This window comes from Desulfotomaculum defluvii, from assembly GCF_054657375.1.
The window spans coordinates 1,446,296-1,464,345 of record NZ_BAAHYV010000007.1 but is presented as its reverse complement, the minus strand read 5'-3'; the positions used below and the strand labels follow the sequence as shown (position 1 = coordinate 1,464,345).

Annotated in this window: 18 protein-coding genes; 8 read left to right on the top strand and 10 right to left on the bottom strand. The window is 39.6% G+C overall.

What is annotated here, in order from left to right:
- Window positions 1-6 precede the first annotated feature (6 nt).
- The 5 genes from ACYQ03_RS14230 (at window position 7) to malQ (ending at window position 7,694) form a co-directional block, all read left to right on the top strand.
- Window positions 7-1,215: a glucose-1-phosphate adenylyltransferase gene (locus tag ACYQ03_RS14230; protein ID WP_459910581.1), complete on the top strand. Its 1,209-nt coding sequence runs from the start codon at window positions 7-9 to the stop codon at window positions 1,213-1,215.
- A 187-nt stretch (window positions 1,216-1,402) separates the two neighbouring features.
- Window positions 1,403-2,518: a glucose-1-phosphate adenylyltransferase subunit GlgD gene (gene glgD, locus ACYQ03_RS14225; protein ID WP_459910580.1), complete on the top strand. Its 1,116-nt coding sequence runs from the start codon at window positions 1,403-1,405 to the stop codon at window positions 2,516-2,518.
- A gap of 88 nt (window positions 2,519-2,606) precedes the next feature.
- The gene (glgA, locus tag ACYQ03_RS14220; protein ID WP_459910579.1) at window positions 2,607-4,040 is read left to right on the top strand and encodes a glycogen synthase GlgA; all 1,434 of its coding nucleotides are present in this window, start codon (window positions 2,607-2,609) and stop codon (window positions 4,038-4,040) included.
- 20 nt (window positions 4,041-4,060) lie between these two features.
- Window positions 4,061-6,013, top strand: coding sequence for a glycoside hydrolase family 13 protein (locus ACYQ03_RS14215; protein WP_459910578.1), 1,953 nt, complete (start codon window positions 4,061-4,063; stop codon window positions 6,011-6,013).
- Between the two features lie 196 nt (window positions 6,014-6,209).
- Window positions 6,210-7,694, top strand: a complete 1,485-nt coding sequence (malQ, locus tag ACYQ03_RS14210) for a 4-alpha-glucanotransferase (protein ID WP_459910577.1) — start codon at window positions 6,210-6,212, stop codon at window positions 7,692-7,694.
- Window positions 7,695-7,741: 47 nt separating this feature from the next.
- On the opposite strand, the gene ACYQ03_RS14205 is transcribed toward malQ, so the two are convergent.
- The 10 genes from ACYQ03_RS14205 to ACYQ03_RS14160 all read right to left on the bottom strand — a co-directional run bounded on the left by ACYQ03_RS14205 (window position 7,742) and on the right by ACYQ03_RS14160 (window position 14,616).
- Window positions 7,742-8,002: a hypothetical protein gene (locus ACYQ03_RS14205; RefSeq protein ID WP_459910576.1), complete on the bottom strand. Its 261-nt coding sequence runs from the start codon at window positions 8,000-8,002 to the stop codon at window positions 7,742-7,744.
- A gap of 103 nt (window positions 8,003-8,105) precedes the next feature.
- Window positions 8,106-10,013, bottom strand: coding sequence for an NAD(+) synthase (gene nadE, locus ACYQ03_RS14200; protein WP_459910575.1), 1,908 nt, complete (start codon window positions 10,011-10,013; stop codon window positions 8,106-8,108).
- 108 nt (window positions 10,014-10,121) lie between these two features.
- Entirely contained in the window at window positions 10,122-10,646 is a 525-nt protein-coding gene (locus tag ACYQ03_RS14195) for a BglII/BstYI family type II restriction endonuclease (protein WP_459910574.1), read from the bottom strand.
- Between the two features lie 265 nt (window positions 10,647-10,911).
- Window positions 10,912-11,355 carry a YhcN/YlaJ family sporulation lipoprotein gene (locus tag ACYQ03_RS14190; RefSeq protein WP_459910573.1) on the bottom strand — a complete coding sequence of 148 codons (444 nt, stop codon included), beginning with the start codon at window positions 11,353-11,355 and terminating at the stop codon, window positions 10,912-10,914.
- Between the two features lie 18 nt (window positions 11,356-11,373).
- The gene (gene spoVAE, locus ACYQ03_RS14185; RefSeq protein ID WP_459910572.1) at window positions 11,374-11,727 is read right to left on the bottom strand and encodes a stage V sporulation protein AE; all 354 of its coding nucleotides are present in this window, start codon (window positions 11,725-11,727) and stop codon (window positions 11,374-11,376) included.
- Window positions 11,728-11,739: 12 nt separating this feature from the next.
- Window positions 11,740-12,747 carry a stage V sporulation protein AD gene (spoVAD, locus tag ACYQ03_RS14180; RefSeq protein WP_459910571.1) on the bottom strand — a complete coding sequence of 336 codons (1,008 nt, stop codon included), beginning with the start codon at window positions 12,745-12,747 and terminating at the stop codon, window positions 11,740-11,742.
- Window positions 12,747-13,226, bottom strand: a complete 480-nt coding sequence (gene spoVAC / locus ACYQ03_RS14175; RefSeq protein ID WP_459910570.1) for a stage V sporulation protein AC — start codon at window positions 13,224-13,226, stop codon at window positions 12,747-12,749. The genes spoVAD and spoVAC overlap by 1 nt, the downstream gene beginning before the upstream one ends.
- A gap of 11 nt (window positions 13,227-13,237) precedes the next feature.
- The gene (locus ACYQ03_RS14170; protein ID WP_459910569.1) at window positions 13,238-14,098 is read right to left on the bottom strand and encodes a DUF421 domain-containing protein; all 861 of its coding nucleotides are present in this window, start codon (window positions 14,096-14,098) and stop codon (window positions 13,238-13,240) included.
- 24 nt (window positions 14,099-14,122) lie between these two features.
- Window positions 14,123-14,329 carry a DUF1657 domain-containing protein gene (locus ACYQ03_RS14165; protein ID WP_459910568.1) on the bottom strand — a complete coding sequence of 69 codons (207 nt, stop codon included), beginning with the start codon at window positions 14,327-14,329 and terminating at the stop codon, window positions 14,123-14,125.
- An 80-nt stretch (window positions 14,330-14,409) separates the two neighbouring features.
- On the bottom strand, window positions 14,410-14,616 hold the full coding sequence (locus ACYQ03_RS14160) for a DUF1657 domain-containing protein (protein ID WP_459910567.1): 207 nt from the start codon (window positions 14,614-14,616) through the stop codon (window positions 14,410-14,412).
- A gap of 182 nt (window positions 14,617-14,798) precedes the next feature.
- On the opposite strand from ACYQ03_RS14160, the gene ACYQ03_RS14155 reads away from it, so the two are divergent.
- The 3 genes from ACYQ03_RS14155 (at window position 14,799) to htpG (ending at window position 18,025) form a co-directional block, all read left to right on the top strand.
- Window positions 14,799-15,479, top strand: coding sequence for a DUF421 domain-containing protein (locus tag ACYQ03_RS14155; protein WP_459910566.1), 681 nt, complete (start codon window positions 14,799-14,801; stop codon window positions 15,477-15,479).
- A 23-nt stretch (window positions 15,480-15,502) separates the two neighbouring features.
- Window positions 15,503-15,883: a DUF4363 family protein gene (locus tag ACYQ03_RS14150; RefSeq protein WP_459910565.1), complete on the top strand. Its 381-nt coding sequence runs from the start codon at window positions 15,503-15,505 to the stop codon at window positions 15,881-15,883.
- A gap of 294 nt (window positions 15,884-16,177) precedes the next feature.
- The gene (gene htpG, locus ACYQ03_RS14145) at window positions 16,178-18,025 is read left to right on the top strand and encodes a molecular chaperone HtpG (protein ID WP_459910564.1); all 1,848 of its coding nucleotides are present in this window, start codon (window positions 16,178-16,180) and stop codon (window positions 18,023-18,025) included.
- Window positions 18,026-18,050 lie beyond the last annotated feature (25 nt).

Below are 18,050 nucleotides of genomic sequence, written 5' to 3'. Positions count from 1 at the left end.
GGTTATATGCAGAGAAAAGAGTGTGTAGCCATGCTTTTAGCTGGAGGACAAGGTAGCCGTCTGGGGGTGTTAACCAAAAAATTAGCTAAGCCTGCTGTTCCCTTCGGTGGTCGCTATAGAATTATTGATTTTACCCTAAGCAATTGCAATAACTCAGGTTTTGATACCATTGGTGTATTAACACAGTATCAGCCCTTGGCTTTAAATACCTATATCGGTATTGGCAGTCACTGGGATCTGGATCGAAAAAATGGCGGTGTTACTGTACTTCCTCCCTTTGTGAAAGAAATGGGAGGGGAATGGTATAAAGGAACTGCCAATGCCATTTATCAAAATATTGAATTTGTTGATCAATACAACCCAAAATATTTATTAGTTTTATCTGGTGATCACATTTATAAGATGGATTATTCATTGATGTTGGATTTCCATAAAGAAAAGCAAGCAGATGCCACCATTGCGGTTATTGAGGTACCCTGGCAGGAAGCAGGTGGGTTTGGCATTATGAATACGGCCAAGGATGCTAAAATTTTAGAATTTGAGGAGAAACCCAAAGTTCCCAAAAGTAACCTTGCATCCATGGGGGTTTATATTTTTGACTGGCAAGTATTAAAGGGATACCTGGAAGAAGATGAAAAAAACCCTCGTTCCAGTAATGATTTTGGCAAAAATATTATACCAATGATGCTTGAAGCAGGTCAGCGACTTTATGCCTATCCCTTTAAAGGATATTGGCGTGATGTGGGGACCATAGAAAGTCTGTGGCAAGCTAATATGGATTTATTATTAGAAAAACCCTTATTAAACCTAAACGACCAAAAATGGAGGATTTATTCGGTCACTCCCCATCATCCACCACAATATATTGCGCCGGATGCCCAAGTTAGTGGTTCGTTAATCAACGAGGGAAGTATGGTATATGGAAATGTACATCACAGTATTCTGTTTCCGGGTGTTTATATAGGAAAGGGGTCTATTATAAAGGACTCGGTTATAATGAGCAATGTAAAAATTGGTGAAAACGTGAAAGTAGAAAAGGCCATTGTTGGGGTAGATACTGTCATAGAAGACCAATGCCAAATTGGTTGCCTGGCTGAATTCTGCCAAAATTGTAGAGAGGTATGTTCTCGAATTACTGTGGTGGAAGGAAATATCCTAGTATCAGGGGGCCAGAAAATAAAGAAAAGCTGTAAATTTGATACTAAAGTTGTATAAAAAGCCATCAGCCGTCTGCCATCAGCTATAAATACTACAAATAGACGAGTTCCATGAGATAGACCTTTAAGCAAAACATGCACAAAAAGCCCAAGGCTCATGGCCCAAGACCTTAACTATCTATAAGCAAAGCTGATGCCTTATGTTTGATTGCTGACGGCTAATTTGAACATAAAGGGGTGAAAAAATGAAGGATGTTATGGGGATTATCAATTTAATGGAGAATGAAGATTTCTTAAAGGAACTAAGTTATCACCGTCCAGTGGCGGCAGTACCCTTTGGTGGACGTTACAGGATGATAGATTTTGTCCTTTCCAATATGGTCAATTCTGGTATTCGCAATGTAGGAATTCTTGTTCAACATAAATACCGTGCCCTGATGGATCATCTGGGGAGAGGAAAAGAATGGGATTTAGATCGCAAAAGGGATGGATTATTCTTTTTGCCACCTGGCCAGTATATTAACCAAGGAATTTACCAATGGGATTTACGCCACTTTTATAATCATATAGATTATATTAGTTATAGCCGTCATAAGTATGTTCTTGTTTCCGGTGCTAATGTGCTCTGTAATATAAACTACCAAGATGCGTTTAAATTTCACCAAGCCATGAATGCTGACATCACGATAATTTATAAGAATATGGTCAGTGATATAGAGGATTTGAACTACAGCCATTTTGTAGATACAGCAGAGGATGGGAGAATTATTGGCATTGAAATATCTCCAACCAAAGTAACCAGTAGTAAAATGTCCATGGAAATGTTCATTATGAAGAAATCTTTGTTAGTAGATTTAATCACCAGCTGTTATTCCCGGGGAGAGTGTGATTTAGTCAGAGACGGATTTATTAAAAATTTGCATCGGTTAAGAATGTTTGGTTTCCCCTATCAGGGTTATTTAGCCACCATTGACAGTGTGCTAAGTTACTACAAACATAGTATGGATCTATTGAAACCTGACATATGGCGAAAACTCTTTTTTGATCATGGACGTATTTTTACCAAAACAAAGGATGGAGCACCTACTAAATATAATGAAGGAGCCAAGGTCAGCAATGCTCTGGTGGCAAATGACTGTATTATTGATGGGGTCGTTGAAAATAGCGTTGTCTTTAGAGGTGTAAAAATTGGTAAAGGCGCCCAAGTCAAGGGCAGCATTATTATGCAAAAGTGTAAAATAGAGGAAGGTGCTACCATAGAAAACGTTATTGCCGATAAAGAAGTCATTATTACAAAGGGAAAACACCTAAGGGGTCAAGAACATTACCCCCTAGTTATAAAGAAGAAGACAGTAATCTAGAGCTGTTAGCAGTTAGCCATCAGTCATTTGTCGTTAGTCTTTAGTCGAAGACTAAAGCTAAAGCTAAAAGAAGGTGGAAAAGTAGCCTATGAAAGTATTATTTGTCGCCTCCGAGGGAGTACCCTTTATAAAAACTGGTGGTTTGGCTGATGTTATTGGTTCCTTACCTCGAGAATTAATTAAACAAGGAATTGATGCAAGAGTTATTCTACCAAAGTATGGTGATATTCCAAAATACTTTAAGAAACAGATGATACACTTGAATCATTTTATGATTTCTCTGGGTTGGCGGAATGTTTACTGTGGCATTGAAAAATTAGAGTATGCAGGTGTGACTTTTTATTTTGTAGACAATGAATACTATTTTAAAAGACAGGGTTTATATGGCTTTGGAGATGAAGCTGAACGTTTTGCCTTTTTCTCCCGTGCAATATTGGAAGCCCTGCCACGACTGGATTTTCATCCTGATATTATCCACTGCCATGATTGGCATACTGGTATACTAAGTGTATTTCTTAAGTCCCATTATCAAAGAGATTCCTTCTATAAAAACATCAGAACAGTTTTTACCATCCATAATTTACAATACCAGGGGGTTTTTCCAAGTTCTATTCTAGGAAACGTATTAGAATTAGGCAGTGAACATTTCACTCTGGATGGAATTGAGTTCTACGGACAGATCAGTTTTATCAAAGGAGGAATAAACTATTCAGACCTCATAACAACTGTCAGTGAAACCTATGCTGAAGAAATTAAGCGACCTGAATACGGTGAGAGGTTGGATGGACTCTTTAGGTACAAAAAAAAGAATTTATATGGAATTCTAAATGGTATAGATATAGAATTTTATAATCCCGCCAGTGATTCATTTATCTCCAAAAACTATACCCATCAATCCATCGAGGACAAAATATATAACAAGGAAAGCCTGCAAAGAAATTTAGGTTTACCGGTACGATTGGATATTCCTGTGTTAGGTATGGTTTCAAGACTGGTCAGTCAAAAGGGCATCCAGCTTATTGCAGAGATATTGGATGATATTTTAAATCTGGATATTCAACTGATAGTGCTAGGAACTGGTGATAAAAATTATGAAAGTATGTTTCTGGCCGCGGCTCAGAAATGTCCTGCTAAGATTTCTACGAATATAATGTTTGGTACCACACTGGCTCACCAAATTTATGCGGGATCAGATATTTATCTAATGCCCTCTGCCTTTGAACCCTGTGGATTAAGCCAAATAATAGCCCTACGCTATGGTTCTATCCCTGTAGTTAGAGAAACTGGAGGTCTGAAAGATACCATTAAACCTTATAACGAATATACTGGAGAAGGTAATGGATTTAGTTTTACTCAGATGAATGGACAGGATTTTCTTTATACTTTAAAGAGAGCTATTAATCTTTATCAGCAAAAGAATATTTGGACGAAAATAATGGCTTCAGCCATGCAATGTGATTATAGTTGGTATAAATCGGCTCAAAAGTATCAAGACTTGTATAATAAGTTAATGTTTAATTGAGAGATAGGAAGATGATGCCAATGACTGATTGGATTTATCATAATTCCCAAGATGTTTTTTATCGCAGCCCCTTCGGGGCTGTTCCTTGTAATGAGAAGGTAACATTGGCTCTAGTACTATCTACAGTGGATGTGGAAGCTGTTTTCCTACGCCTGTGGAAGTATGGACGGGAAGAAGAAAAACTAACCATGCAGCTAGATGAAAACAAAGATAATAAAAAAGTTTTCCGGGCTGAAATAAAAGTACCCTCTTTACAGGGGTTGTTATGGTATTACTTTATTGTTGTGGTTAACAATAGAGTCTATTACTATGGGAACAATCCTGAGCAATTGGGAGGGGTGGGGAAAATTTATGATCATGAACCACCGTCTTACCAAATTACCGTCCATAGAAGAGATTTGGCGACTCCCCATTGGTTTAAAGATGTTGTCATGTATCAAATATTTGTGGATCGCTTTTATAATGGAGCGGGGGAAATTTTAAACCCGAAAACCCATTGTATGATATATCCATCATGGGATGCCACACCCCAATATGGAAAAGACCCAGCCACCGGGAAAACTGTTTGTTTTGATTTTTTTGGTGGTAATTTACTGGGAGTGATAAAAAAACTACCTTATTTAAGGGACCTGGGTATTGGTGTGATTTATTTAAACCCTATTTTTGAGGCAGCCAGTAGTCACAAATATGATACAGGTGATTACAAAAAAATAGATCCTATGTTTGGTGACAACAAGACATTTCAAGAATTGTGTACTAAAGCAGAGCAAATGGGGATTGCCGTCATTTTGGATGGGGTATTCAGTCATACGGGCAGTGATAGCCTGTATTTTAATAAAGAAGGCCGTTATCCAGAGCTAGGAGCCTACCAGTCTAAGGATTCACCCTATTACTCCTGGTATCGGTTCATCAATTTTCCCGATAAGTACGATTGTTGGTGGGGTATTGATACACTACCCAATGTTAATGAACTGGACACTTCCTATCAAGAGTTTATCATTACCGGGGAAGATAGTGTGGTTAAGCATTGGTTAAGGCTGGGGGCCAAGGGGTGGCGCTTAGATGTGGTGGATGAATTACCCCCAGAGTTTGTTAAGAAAATCCGCACAGCCATGAAAAATATCAAAGCTGATTCGGTATTAATTGGTGAAGTATGGGAAGATGCTTCCAATAAAGTTAGTTACAATGAGATAAGAGAATATCTATTGGGTGAAGAATTGGATTCAGTCATGAATTATCCCTTTCGCAATATTTGGTTAGATTTTTTATTAGGCAAAGAAGATGCTTCCCGCACCCATTTTCGCTTGATGAGTTTGTACGAAAATTACCCCTTAGAACATTTTTTCTCAACTATGAATTTAATTGGTACCCATGATGTTTCCCGGGCGTTAACTATACTTAGTGATGCGCCGCCAGAGGAAACTTTGTCACGGGAAGAACAAGAAAAAGTAAAGCTTACGAAAGAACAATTAATGCTGGGTATAGCTCGACTAAAAATACTAACTCTGCTGCAAATGACCTTTCCTGGTGTTCCTTGTATTTACTATGGAGATGAAGTGGGGATGGTTGGCTACCGGGACCCATTAAACAGAGGAACTTACCCTTGGGGTAAGGAAAACCTAGAACTATTGGCCTGGTATAAGAAGTTAATAAATTTAAGGAATAATTATCAGGCTTTACGAACTGGTCAATGGCTACCTATATACATGCAAGGGCAGGTATATGGTTATCTAAGGGTGACCCAAAATGGGAAGGATGTTTTTAGCAGATCCACTTCAAATGAGACATTTTTAATATTGGTTAACGCCGATACTAATACCTCAATGAATATAGCCATTGATTTGAAAGAGTGGGGCAGCGGTTTTCTGATTGATTTATTACAAGATAATAAAGGGTATCCAATCCTAGATGGATTATTACATCTAACACTACAGCCGCTTCAAGGAGTTTTGTTGGCATATCAGAAAGAATAAAACCTTCCTATGCATAGCGGCAAAATAAGTAAGGTTTGCCATAACCTTAAGGGACGTAAGATATGACGATATGACGTCAACAAAGTTTTTCTAACACTTTCAAAGACTATAAAATCTCTATGGTTGAAAGTATAAGAAAAACTAAGGTTGACACAAAAACATGACCTCAACCAAGTTTTTCTAACAGGAGATTGCTATGACAAAAATAAGAACCAGTGGTATTCTGCTGCACATAACCTCTTTACCCTCTAAATATGGAATTGGAGACTTGGGAAAGGAAGCCTATGAATTTGTAAATTTCTTGTCCAGAAGTAAGCAAAAACTTTGGCAAGTACTTCCTTTCAATCCGGTCGGCTACGGAGAGTCACCTTTTCAAAGTTATTCTGCCTTTGCAGGGAATCCTTTGCTAATCAGCATTGATCTACTGGTGGAAGACCAGTTGTTAGGCTGGGGAGATGTTGAGAATATACCTTCATTTAATCAAGAGCGAGTAGAATTTGCAAGGGTACGCTCATACAAGGAAGTTCTACTGAAAAAAGCCTTTGTAAACTTCCAAAAGAAACTACCAGCTGATTACAGTAAATTCACTACCGGCAACAAATGGTTAGCCGATTATGCTTTGTTTATGGCCTTAAAGAGTTATTTTGATGATCAACCGTGGAACTGCTGGGACAAACCCATTGCCCAAAGGGAAGTTAAGTCCCTAGAAATCTTTCAGAATTTGTTAAAGGAAGAGATCCAGTACCACTATTTCCTGCAATATATCTTTGATCGTCAGTGGACCCGTATAAAAAAATACGCCAACAACTTGGGTATAAAAATTATTGGAGACTTACCTATTTTTGTTTCCTATGATAGCAGTGATGCTTGGTCTATGCCTCATTTATTTGAGTTAGACGATGCTGGAAATCCGGTAAAGGTTTCTGGTGTTCCACCGGATTATTTTAGTACTACGGGTCAACTCTGGGGCAATCCCCATTACCGCTGGTCTGAAATGGAGAAAGATGATTACCAATGGTGGCGGGATCGGTTTTCCAGCCTACTGAAAATGGTAGATATTATTCGCATAGATCATTTTAGGGGCTTTGAATCCTACTGGGAAATCCCTTACGGTGAAAAAACAGCTATCAAGGGTAAATGGATAAAAGGGCCAGGGGAAAAGTTTTTTACAATAATCACCAAATACCTAGGAGAAATACCAGTTATTGCCGAGGATTTAGGTATTATTACACCGGAAGTAGTGGAGTTAAAAGAAAAATTTGACTTACCAGGTATGAAAATATTACACTTTAACCTACATGCTAATGAAAAGGAAGAATTTTTGCCTCACCAATACGAAAAGAATTCAGTAGTTTATACAGGCACCCATGATAATGATACTACCTTGGGGTGGTACACCAAACTATTACCTGGGGATCAGGAATTTCTCAGGAAATATTTGAAGTGGGAGCCGCAACAAGAAAGTATCTGCTGGAGACTTATTGACTTAGCCTTCCAAAGTAAGTCTAATATTACCATTATCCCCTTGCAAGATATTCTTTGTTTGAACAGCGAGGCCAGAATGAATTACCCTGGAACCGTCGGTGGAAGTAACTGGGCTTGGCGTTTTCGTCCCGGCTCACTGACGAAGGATATTGAGGAAAGACTTAGGACTATTACAGAAGCTAGTGGACGGGTTTAGTCCATAAATATGCGACAGCGGGGACGGTTCTCGCTGTCGCATTGTTTTTACTTTTGACATGGTTTGCGACAGCAAGAACCGTCCCCGCTGTCGCATATTTTTTCCTTAATTATATTAATTTCTTCTATAATCATTATTGTGCAAACTATGACAGTAAATATTAGTGAAACTAAAATTGCATGTGTTGCAGCATGATATGAACCTTCAACAGAACTGTATCCAATATTTGAAATTATTGGAGCAATTACCATTAAAGAAAAAAAGAATATAAATACTGTAGCAAATAAAGCCCAACCGATTGTTTTCATATATAAATCCTCCTGCGACAGCGGGGACGGTTCTTGCTGTCGCATGGTTTTTTACTTTTGGCATGGTTTGCGACAGCAAGAACCGTCCCCGCTGTCGCAAAAGCTACTGGTTAATTAACTCTTCCTTTAACCGCCGATACCTCTTCGTAAAATACACCCCATTTTGCGCTTCCCGATGATCAAAGCCGAAGGCCCTGGGACTTATGGCCAGGATAGGAGGGGCCTGAATACGTTTTGCTACACCGATACCGGTAAATTGCTTCCACCAGCGTTCTAAATCGAAAATAAATTCCTTTGCTGTGGGAAATAACTCTTTAATCAGCCCGGTACTGCAGCCTAGTTTTTCCTCCAGGACTCCTGTGGCATAGCAGCCAAGAATATCCTCCGGTGTAGCCTTGTCCCACCACTGAACAAAGGACCGGAAGAGATAATCATGATATGGGTAAATAATGGGATCTCCTTTGCCTTCATCCACTGCCTGATCAAAGCTTAATTCAGCACTGGGTACAATGTCGATAATGCCTTGGGGTATTACTTCGCGCTGATATACCTCCTGATTTAGGTAACGGGCAAGTTCGTATACCTGATACTTCCAGAGATCTGCTATAGCTGCCAGAAAACCAGCCTGATCTCCATAGAGGGTGGAGTAGCCTACAGTAGTTTCAGCCTTGTTGGCATTACAGGTAAAACCACCTCCGAAGGCAGCTGATACTGCTGCCAAAACCCGTGCTGATCGATCTCTGGCCTGAATGTTTTCAGCCATAAAGGAACTTATTTTTAAATAAGTGGTATTCCCTGAATTAGGATTGATGATAGGTGTACTTTCCAGTTGGGAAATAGTATAGTCTACGGATTCTTGGATGGTGATTACTGTGTAATTGCAATTTAAGTTTTTTGCCAATTCAGCAGCAAGGTTTTTAGTCGTTTTAGAGTTGAATTTACTGGGCATATTTACTAGCAACAAATTTTCTGGTCCAATGGCATCTGCATAGAGGGCCGCCGAGACAGCAGAATCGATACCGCCGGAAATTCCGATAACAACTTTTTTCATACCAATGGAAGCTAGGAATTTTTGTATGCCATATCTTAGGGACTGATAAATAGTAATTTCCTCACGATTATCCACAATTTGCTTATTATTTGACAAAATTGCACTGGAGTCTAGGTCTATTTCAAAAATTTCTGTACTTTGGCGAAAGGACTGGGGACAACAGAATATATTACCGTTTTTGTCATAGATGGTGCTGGAACCATCAAAGGTATAGATGGTTTTACCATTGTTTTGGATTCCTACGTTATTGACATAAATAAATGGAACTTCAGTCTGCCGGGCTAGACGGGAAAAAATTTTGTTTCGTTTATTATTTTTTCCTAGGGTAAAGGGAGAACAAGAAATATTAATGAACAGGTCAATAGAGTGTTTTTCCTCCAGAGCAGCAACAGGTTTTATGGCATAAAAATCTTCACTCCACCCATCCTCACAAAGAATACACCCCAAGGCAAGTTTTTGGCCCTTCATGCTGAGGTAGACAGGTTTCAGTAATTCTTCTGGGGTTTTGTTGAATTCCTGAGCTAATTTACGAAGGCTATAAAAATGTCGTTCATCATCAAATTCTCGGTAGTTAGGTTGTAGGGTTTTTATGCGAAAGGGGTAGGGAAAGTTCTCTCCACCAAGAAGTTTGCCGTTTTGAGCAACAAAAAATGCATTATACTTACGAACCCTGCCGTCGTCACCTTTTTTATCCCAGTCCATTGCCACATTGCCAAAAAGCACAGTTATACCCTGGGAAGCGGAGATCACCTCTTGACCATAGTCCTCACAATCCCGTAGAAAGGCTTGTTGTTCCCAGGTATCACCTAGTAAGTAACCGGAAATACACATTTCCGGCAAGATTACCATATCGACCTTGGATTCCCGGGCTTCATCGATAATTTTTAGTATGGTTATTGTATTTAGGTCCGGACGTCCAGGTATAACCTCTATCTGTCCGATCATAATTTTTAGCTTCATACCATCGCCTCTTTTTCTATTTTCCACCTATATAGTTTGTCTTAAAACACAAAGAATGCCCGGTACATGCTGGTACGGGCATCTCTATTCTGCCAAATTTATTACCGTTTAGGCAGCATCAATTCCAATTAATAAAATAGGTATTTGTATAGTGGTTTTAAAGTTTCGTAAATACCGATCTGTTTTTTCAAAGGTCATTGCTCCGGTCCAGTTTTGTCCAAAAGCCCTTTTCATTTGTTTTTGAAAGTTTTGAGTAGTAACTACAAAAATGCCCAAATCAATTTTATCGGAATTATGTAAGGGAGACAACTGAAATTTTAACAGATTATGGCCAGTTAATGAAGCATGGCGAAAGCCAATTTCCAGGCCGATATGATTTTTGCGTAGCTCGATTTTATCAAAGGGGTTGATGGGCTCGTGAAAAAGCGAGGCGTTATTTTGCCAACCATTATTTTTAAATATTTGCCTTAATAGATGGTTATAGTGAGAGCGAGATAAAGAAGCAATATCAATGGTTGGTTCCAACAAGAGATTATCTAGCTCTTCTACAATATCTAACGTAATGATTTCCTGGGCCGACCGGTAAAAATGCTTTTGTAAAGCAATTTTCATCTCCCTCACGACCTTTTCCATAAAGTTTTACCCTATAAGTTCTGTAAATTTTCTCTTTTTCCTGCCAATAGCGTAAAAAAAGTATAGTTAAATAATAAGCCTTCGGCCCTCAGCCCTCAGCCGTCAGCCTTTTTTCATGTTTTCCTTTGGGTTCGGCATGTGAAGACCCCGAAGGATGACATAGAAAAAAGCCCATGGCTCACGGCCACGAAGAATCTGAACAACCTCTAAAAACCAACAACTCGAAAGCTGAGGACTGAAGGCTGATGGCTGACGGCTGGCGCGTCTACCCCTTCATATCCTCATTGATCCCTTCAACCTTTTTATTTAATTTAGTGGTGCTTCGTAGGTTATTTTTTTTGATGCTTTTTTCAATATCTTGCAGTTCCTTAAACAGTTTTTTATCAGAAGTTACATGAACTTCATATTCATCTTGAAGTTTGGATACCTTGTCATGGACTTCTTTTTTAATGGAGTCAAGCCTGAGTCGTTCAAACCCGCTTACTTTTATGCCTGTGGAGATATTTTTATCAATAACCACGGCCGTAGAGGACTCCACACCCTTGACGGTTAAAGCAGTTTCTTTAACTTTTTCCGCAAGTTCTGGTTCAATTTGCACGGGATTTTCTTTTTTTGACTGTTGTGGTTCTGGTTTTTTAGTGGCTTGCATCTGACAGCCTAGGGAGAAGATAAACATCCCCAGTAAAATGAAAGTAAATATCTTTCTCATAAGATCACCTTTTCTATCTTATCCTTTAGGTTTTACTATAAGTGCCGCCATGAAACCAAAAATGATGGCTGCAGATATACCTGCACTGGTCACTTCAAATATGCCTGTAATAATACCAACTATACCAGTGGACTCAGCTTCAGCCATTGCTCCATGTACCAATGAGTTACCAAAACTTGTAATAGGAACTGTAGCACCGGCACCGGCAAAGTCAATTAACGGCTCATAGAGTCCAAAACCATCCAAAATAGCACCTGCCACCACCAAAAGACTCATGGTGTGGGCAGGAGTTAACTTGCCAACATCCATTAATAACTGACCGATGACACAAATCAATCCACCCACAATAAAGGCCCAAAGATATCCTTCCATATAAAATCCTCCCTAAACATTCATCTCCAGTGAAACAGCATGGGCTATACAAGGAATGCTTTCCTTTTGCTGGTATGACAATGGCGAAAGCAAGGCACCAGTGGCAACAATTAATACTTTCCTTAATTCACCCTTTTTCATTCGCTTGAGAATATGACCATAGGTGACAACAGCAGAACAACCACAGCCACTCCCACCAGCTATTACTGGCTGATTTTTATCGTAAATCAGTAAACCACAATCTGTAAAAATTTCTTCTGGCATTTTAATATCATGTTTAGCAAACAAATCCCTAGCAATGGTATGACCGACCCGTCCTAGATCTCCTGTAGCAATCAGGTCGTATTCCTGAGCAGTTATACCTAGATCCCTAAAATGAGCCGTAATAGTATCCACCGCTGCGGGTGCCATTGCTCCCCCCATATTAAAGGGATCACTTAAACCCATATCGACAACTTTTCCGATGGTAGCAGAAGTAACCCTAGGGCCAATACCTTGATGACCCAATACCGCAACTCCAGCCCCTGTAACAGTCCATTGGGCTGTGGGAGGTTTTTGACTTCCATATTCCGTAGGGTAGCGAAATTGTTTTTCCACTGCTGCGTTATGGCTGGCAGTACCACATAGCAAAAAATTGGCTGAATTGCTATCCAAGAGCAAAGAACCCAGGGCTAGTCCCTCCATTGCAGTAGAGCAGGCACCAAATAAACCTATGTAGGGTATTGCCAGACTCCGGGCAGCAAAGCTGCAAGAAATAATTTGGTTAAGCAAATCACCCCCAAGAAAAAACTGAATATCCTGCTTTTGTAGTCCGGATTTTTTTATGGCTATTTCACAGGCCTCTTCCATCATTTTCTTTTCAGCCTTTTCATAGCTGTCCTGTCCTACCCACAAGTCTCCGTGAATAAGATCATAATCGTTAGCCAGTGGACCCTTACCTTCAAAAGGGCCGACCACAGTACCAGTGGCCAGTATTGTCGGTTTACTAGGAAATACCCAAGTTTGATGGCCCTTTAGCATTAGCCCACCCCCAATGCTTTCAATGAGGTTTTTATTAGGGCCACCACAAAGGCTGCAAAAACACCGAAAACAATAACGGAACCAGCTAATTTAAACATGTTTCCCCCCACACCAAGGACATATCCCTCTGTACGATGCTCTATGGCAGCGGAGGCAATGGAATTGGCAAAACCAGTTACTGGAACTGCAGTGCCTGCCCCGGCCCATTGGGCGATATGATCATAGACCCCCAAAGAGGTAAGGACAACCGAGGTAAATATTAAAACAGCAGCGGTAGGGCTTCCGGCAGTCTTCTCCGTAAAATCAAAATTCCAAATAAAGAAATCTTGGATTCCCTGCCCAATTAAACAGATTACTCCCCCTACCAGAAAGGCCCGCAATACGTTACTCAACACCGGACGTTTTGGTTCCCTGGCCTTGGCAAAGGCCTGATATTCCTGTTGGGTGGGGGTTAGCTTTTTCTTTTTTTTGTTTGACATATTTTCACCCCTTACCTTTTAAGCAAAGGCTTTAATTCCATAATAACTTGATCCAGATCTGTGGCACATTGACTGTAAAGTTTTTTGGCAGAGGGTTTTCTGGTACCTAAGGCATAAATTTCACAGTCTGCCTGACACTTTTTAATTGTTGCATAAACTAAGTCCTTGGTTTTCGGTTGTGGGACCTGGGCAGTGTCATCAAAGAGATCCAGGTATAGTTGTCCCAAGGAGTCCACCTGAGCGATAAATACATTTTCCGGTGCAACCCCGGCTTTTTCTAGTTCAGTATGTAGCCAACTTCTATTTAGGCCCATTGCTGAAAGGGGTTCATCCATGACAACTCCGTCTAACATGACAGTTTGAGGTACACTTTCATGATTGACTTGTAGACCAATGGTGGTGGCGGTAACTGGTTGGTTCCCCTTTTTCAAAAGCACACTGACATCTCCACTGGGTTCAAGCATGGCAAACTCTACATCGGCAAATTTGAAGGCATTTTTCCTACGCAGATGACTAAGTAAATCTTCCGGGGTAAAACGAACTTCTTTAAGTTTATCTTCCAATACCTTACCGTGGTTTATCAGGACTGTTTCTTTACCCATAAGAATATCTCGGACTGTTTTATATTTAAGAGCCAACCAAAAAAGAAAAATCGGCAACAGTATCCACACTGTCAGTGCTGCTAGACCATTTAGCAGTCCATCGGTAAGGTTAAGGGAGGTCGTGGCAGCAATTACACCAATGACAATGGCTATTATTAAATCAAAAAATGTAAGATGAGATGTTTGCCGCTTGCCCATTACTCGAACGGCTAGCAGAGTTAAGGCAAAGACTCCCAAAGAGCGAAGTCCTATCGTTAACCAATCTGGCATAATTCAGTTCCCCTTACAGAATTTTTATAAACCTTTGTATTGTGGTTCTTCAAATTCCAGCGTTTTTACTCTGTGTTCTAGGCGGTTAATAACTTCTTGGATACGCTGAGAATTGGTTTGAAGTAATTGTTTATTTACTCCGTCTGATTCAATACTATGAAAAGTCTCTAAGGTTGCCTGAGTTCCCTTCAAACTGGCAATGGTTTGTTTTACTTGAGCAGCTACGGTCACTAAATCACCTCATCAGAATATTTTTCGTTAATAAGGCAGTTTATATACAAAAACCGGATCCAGGACCCGGTTTTTGTATATTAAAAGCCTTTGTATTGGGGTTCTTCTTGCTCAATTTGTTGTACTCTTGGTTCCAGGGTATCAATAATGGACTGGGTTTGCTGGGCAGCTTGGGTGTACATATCTTTGGCCTGTTGATTTTGCGTACTCAGAGCAAAGGCCTCAAAACTGGATTGAGCACTCTTCAGGCTAGATAAGGTTTGTTTTACTTGGGAAGCAACAGTCATGTTAAATTCCTCCTTTCAGTATTATGTCGATAACATTCCCTGTGAAAAATACTTATATGCCAGCAAATTTAAAAATTATAGTTATGGAGTGATATATTTTGATAAAATCTTATAGCTAATTGTATAAATAAATTAATTACAGGGATAATTTAAGAGGATCATGTGTAAAATGGGGTGTTTTTATGATTCTTGTTATGATACGAACAATAATTTTATTTATTTTAGTAGTAATTGCTTTACGCATTATGGGTAAAAGACAAATCGGCAAGCTCCAGCCCTATGAATTGGTTATTATCATAATGTTGGCGGAACTGGCTTCTTTACCGATGGCTGATAACAGATTTCCCTTGGTAATCGGTGTAGTAGCCATTATTACTTTAGCCTTTGTGGAGGTTTTTATTTCCTATACTGCCTTAAAGAGTCAGCATTTACGTGAGTTTATTTGCGGTTCACCCAGCATCTTAATTGAAAATGGCAAAATACTTGAACAGGAACTAACTCGACTGCGTTACAACGTTAATGACTTGTTGGAACAATTAAGAACGAAAAACTTTCCCGATATTGCTGATGTGGAATATGCCATTTTGGAAACCAGTGGTGAAATTAGTGTTATACCAAAATCCCAGAAAAGACCCCTAAGCCCAGCAGATCTTCATATTCCAACGGAGTACGAAGGGTTGCCCATAACGTTAGTCATTGATGGTTTTGTATTTGTAAATAATCTCCAAAAAATAAATCTTTCTGAACAATGGCTAAGCAGTGAACTTAGTAAATTTGGCATTCATGATTTAAAACAGGTTCTGTTGGCTACCTTGGATACCCAGGGCAACTTGTTTTACCAGCTTAAGACTCAAAAGGCTTAGATTTTAGGGGAGTGAGGTAGAAAATGAAACAATTAATCTTGTTATTTATTGCAGTTATTTTAATGATTAGTTTGGGGTTATGGGTTAACCATTCACTGGATGTTGCATCTAAGGATCTAAACCAGAGCATAAAATTAATAACAAAGGAAGTTGAAGAGGGTAATTGGCAGGAGGCCAAGGGAAAAATAGAACAATTGGAGAAACAGTGGCAGGTAATTGGGAGCTGGTGGCCAGTGGTTCTGGACCATCAAGAAATTGACAATATTGAATTCTCTTTAGCTAAGGTAAAGGAATATGTTGCAGCAAAAAATAAGGCCTTATCCATGGGAGGCCTTTCAGAGCTTAAACTAATGATTTTACATTTGCCAGAGAAGGAAACAGTTAATCTAAAAAATATCCTGTAAAGTAAAATAACCGGGAAAAACCCGGTTATTTTACTTAGGTTATCTTAGAGGGCATAGTACCAGAAAATGGTGATGATGACGCAAGACAGGAGTATTATTGTAGAGAAAGCCACGGGGCGTTCGCTCATTCAATGTAATAATTACTGTCCAGTCAGGCACCCGGTGCTGGGGATCACAAAAATAAACCAATAAAGAATGTTAGGTATTTATCCATAATATTGACAAAAGTATTGAGTCTAACTATATTATTTATTGGGAATATTTCCCCCTAAAATCAGTGAAGGAGGTTGTAAAATGACACAATCAAGAAACAATGAAGTACACGAATTTCAGGCCGAGGTAAAGCAGCTTCTCAATATTGTCATTCATTCCCTTTATACTGATAGGGAGATTTTTCTACGAGAACTTATTTCCAATGCTGCGGATGCACTGGAAAAAATTCGTTACCGTAGATTAACAGATAAGGAAGTACGGGACGGGGACCTGCCCCTGGAAATATCCATTAATTTAGATGATCAAGAGCACACTTTATCCATATTAGATAATGGAGTTGGTATGACTCGGCAGGAATTAATTGAAAACCTTGGAACCATCGCCCATTCTGGCTCAAAGGCCTTCATCAAATACCTCTCCGAAGGGGAACAAAGAGATGTAAATTTGATCGGACAGTTTGGGGTAGGTTTCTATGCAGCCTTTATGGTGGCAGATCGGGTTACAGTAGAGACCCTTTCTTATCAACCCGATGCAGAGGGCTGTACTTGGGAATCTGAAGGAATTGGTAATTATACAATTGGCATCAATGATACTATGCAACGAGGTACTAAGATTACCCTGCACCTAAAGGAAGATGCCCAGGAATTTGCCAATGAGTCCACCATCAAAAGGATAATCAAACAATACTCTGGGTTTGTTCCCTTTCCTATTAAAGTAAACGGTGAAAGGGTCAACACTGTTCAGGCCATCTGGACAAAGAATAAAAGTGAAGTTAAAGAAGAGGAGTATACCGAGTTTTACAAATATGTGGCCAATGCCTATGATGAACCTTTGATGAAACTGCATTTTTCAGTGGATGCCCCCCTGACAATTAATAGCCTATTGTTTATACCAAAAGATAATTTTGAACGATTTGGCTTTGGGCGTATAGAACCAGGAGTTCATCTATATTGCAGGAAAGTACTTATTCAACAACAAGCAAAGGATATTTTACCGGAATGGTTACGTTTTGTAAAAGGAGTGGTAGATAGCGAAGAACTTCCCTTAAATATTTCCCGGGAAACCATGCAGGATAGTGCTCTTATGGCAAAATTGCGGAAGGTTATTACTGGTCGCCTAATCAAATTTTTCAATGAGCAGGCTAAAACCGAGCCTGAAAAATACAAAGAGTTTTGGCAAAACTTTGGTATGTTTATCCGGGAAGGAGCAGCCACCGACTTTGTTCATCGCAAAGAATTAGCTAATCTTTTAAGGTTTAGTTCCTCCAAAGCAGAGGAGGGGCAACTGGTTTCATTGAAGGATTATCTGGAGCGCATGAAAGAAGACCAAAAGGTCATCTACTTTCTCAACGGTCCCACTAAGGATGTTATTGAAACTAGCCCATACCTGGAAGCTTTCCGCCACCAAGATATTGAAGTCCTTTATACCCATGAACCGGTGGAGGACTATGTATTAAGTCAGTTGGGTGAATATGAAGGCAAGAAGCTTAGTTCTATCGATCAGGCGGACCTGGATTTACCACAAACTGAGCAGCAGCAGGGGGAAACACTTTCTGGGGAACAAATTGAGGATTTGACCAAGTGGCTGAAGGAAGTATTAGGGGATAAGGTAAGTGAAGTCAAAGAGTCTAAACGTCTCCTAGATAGTCCCGCCCTTGTATTAAATGCCGATCAAATGACCAGCAGCATGCAGAGGATGATGCAGGTGGTCAACAAAGATTTGCATACTATTGGACCTAAGGTTTTGGAGATTAATCCATATCATATGATGATCAGAAGATTAAGCAGTCTAAAACAACAAGACGACGATTTTGCTAAGATGGCTGCAGAACAAATCTTTGATAACGCCTTGATCTCAGCTGGATTAATTGTAGACCCTAGGGGTATCGTACAGAGAATGAATAAAATATTAGAAAGAGCATTAAAGTAATGTTTAAACCCCTGTAGGTGAGTAA

Bases quoted from the DNA above. Each gene is read 5' to 3' on its own strand.
- ACYQ03_RS14230 (WP_459910581.1), top strand. From the start codon at position 7: ATGCAGAGAAAAGAGTGTGTAGCCATGCTTTTAGCTGGAGGACAAGGT.
- glgD (WP_459910580.1), top strand. From the start codon at position 1,403: ATGAAGGATGTTATGGGGATTATCAATTTAATGGAGAATGAAGATTTC.
- glgA (WP_459910579.1), top strand. From the start codon at position 2,607: ATGAAAGTATTATTTGTCGCCTCCGAGGGAGTACCCTTTATAAAAACT.
- ACYQ03_RS14215 (WP_459910578.1), top strand. From the start codon at position 4,061: ATGACTGATTGGATTTATCATAATTCCCAAGATGTTTTTTATCGCAGC.
- malQ (WP_459910577.1), top strand. From the start codon at position 6,210: ATGACAAAAATAAGAACCAGTGGTATTCTGCTGCACATAACCTCTTTA.
- ACYQ03_RS14205 (WP_459910576.1), bottom strand. From the start codon at position 8,002: ATGAAAACAATCGGTTGGGCTTTATTTGCTACAGTATTTATATTCTTT.
- nadE (WP_459910575.1), bottom strand. From the start codon at position 10,013: ATGAAGCTAAAAATTATGATCGGACAGATAGAGGTTATACCTGGACGT.
- ACYQ03_RS14195 (WP_459910574.1), bottom strand. From the start codon at position 10,646: ATGGAAAAGGTCGTGAGGGAGATGAAAATTGCTTTACAAAAGCATTTT.
- ACYQ03_RS14190 (WP_459910573.1), bottom strand. From the start codon at position 11,355: ATGAGAAAGATATTTACTTTCATTTTACTGGGGATGTTTATCTTCTCC.
- spoVAE (WP_459910572.1), bottom strand. From the start codon at position 11,727: ATGGAAGGATATCTTTGGGCCTTTATTGTGGGTGGATTGATTTGTGTC.
- spoVAD (WP_459910571.1), bottom strand. From the start codon at position 12,747: ATGCTAAAGGGCCATCAAACTTGGGTATTTCCTAGTAAACCGACAATA.
- spoVAC (WP_459910570.1), bottom strand. From the start codon at position 13,226: ATGTCAAACAAAAAAAAGAAAAAGCTAACCCCCACCCAACAGGAATAT.
- ACYQ03_RS14170 (WP_459910569.1), bottom strand. From the start codon at position 14,098: ATGCCAGATTGGTTAACGATAGGACTTCGCTCTTTGGGAGTCTTTGCC.
- ACYQ03_RS14160 (WP_459910567.1), bottom strand. From the start codon at position 14,616: ATGACTGTTGCTTCCCAAGTAAAACAAACCTTATCTAGCCTGAAGAGT.
- ACYQ03_RS14155 (WP_459910566.1), top strand. From the start codon at position 14,799: ATGATTCTTGTTATGATACGAACAATAATTTTATTTATTTTAGTAGTA.
- ACYQ03_RS14150 (WP_459910565.1), top strand. From the start codon at position 15,503: ATGAAACAATTAATCTTGTTATTTATTGCAGTTATTTTAATGATTAGT.
- htpG (WP_459910564.1), top strand. From the start codon at position 16,178: ATGACACAATCAAGAAACAATGAAGTACACGAATTTCAGGCCGAGGTA.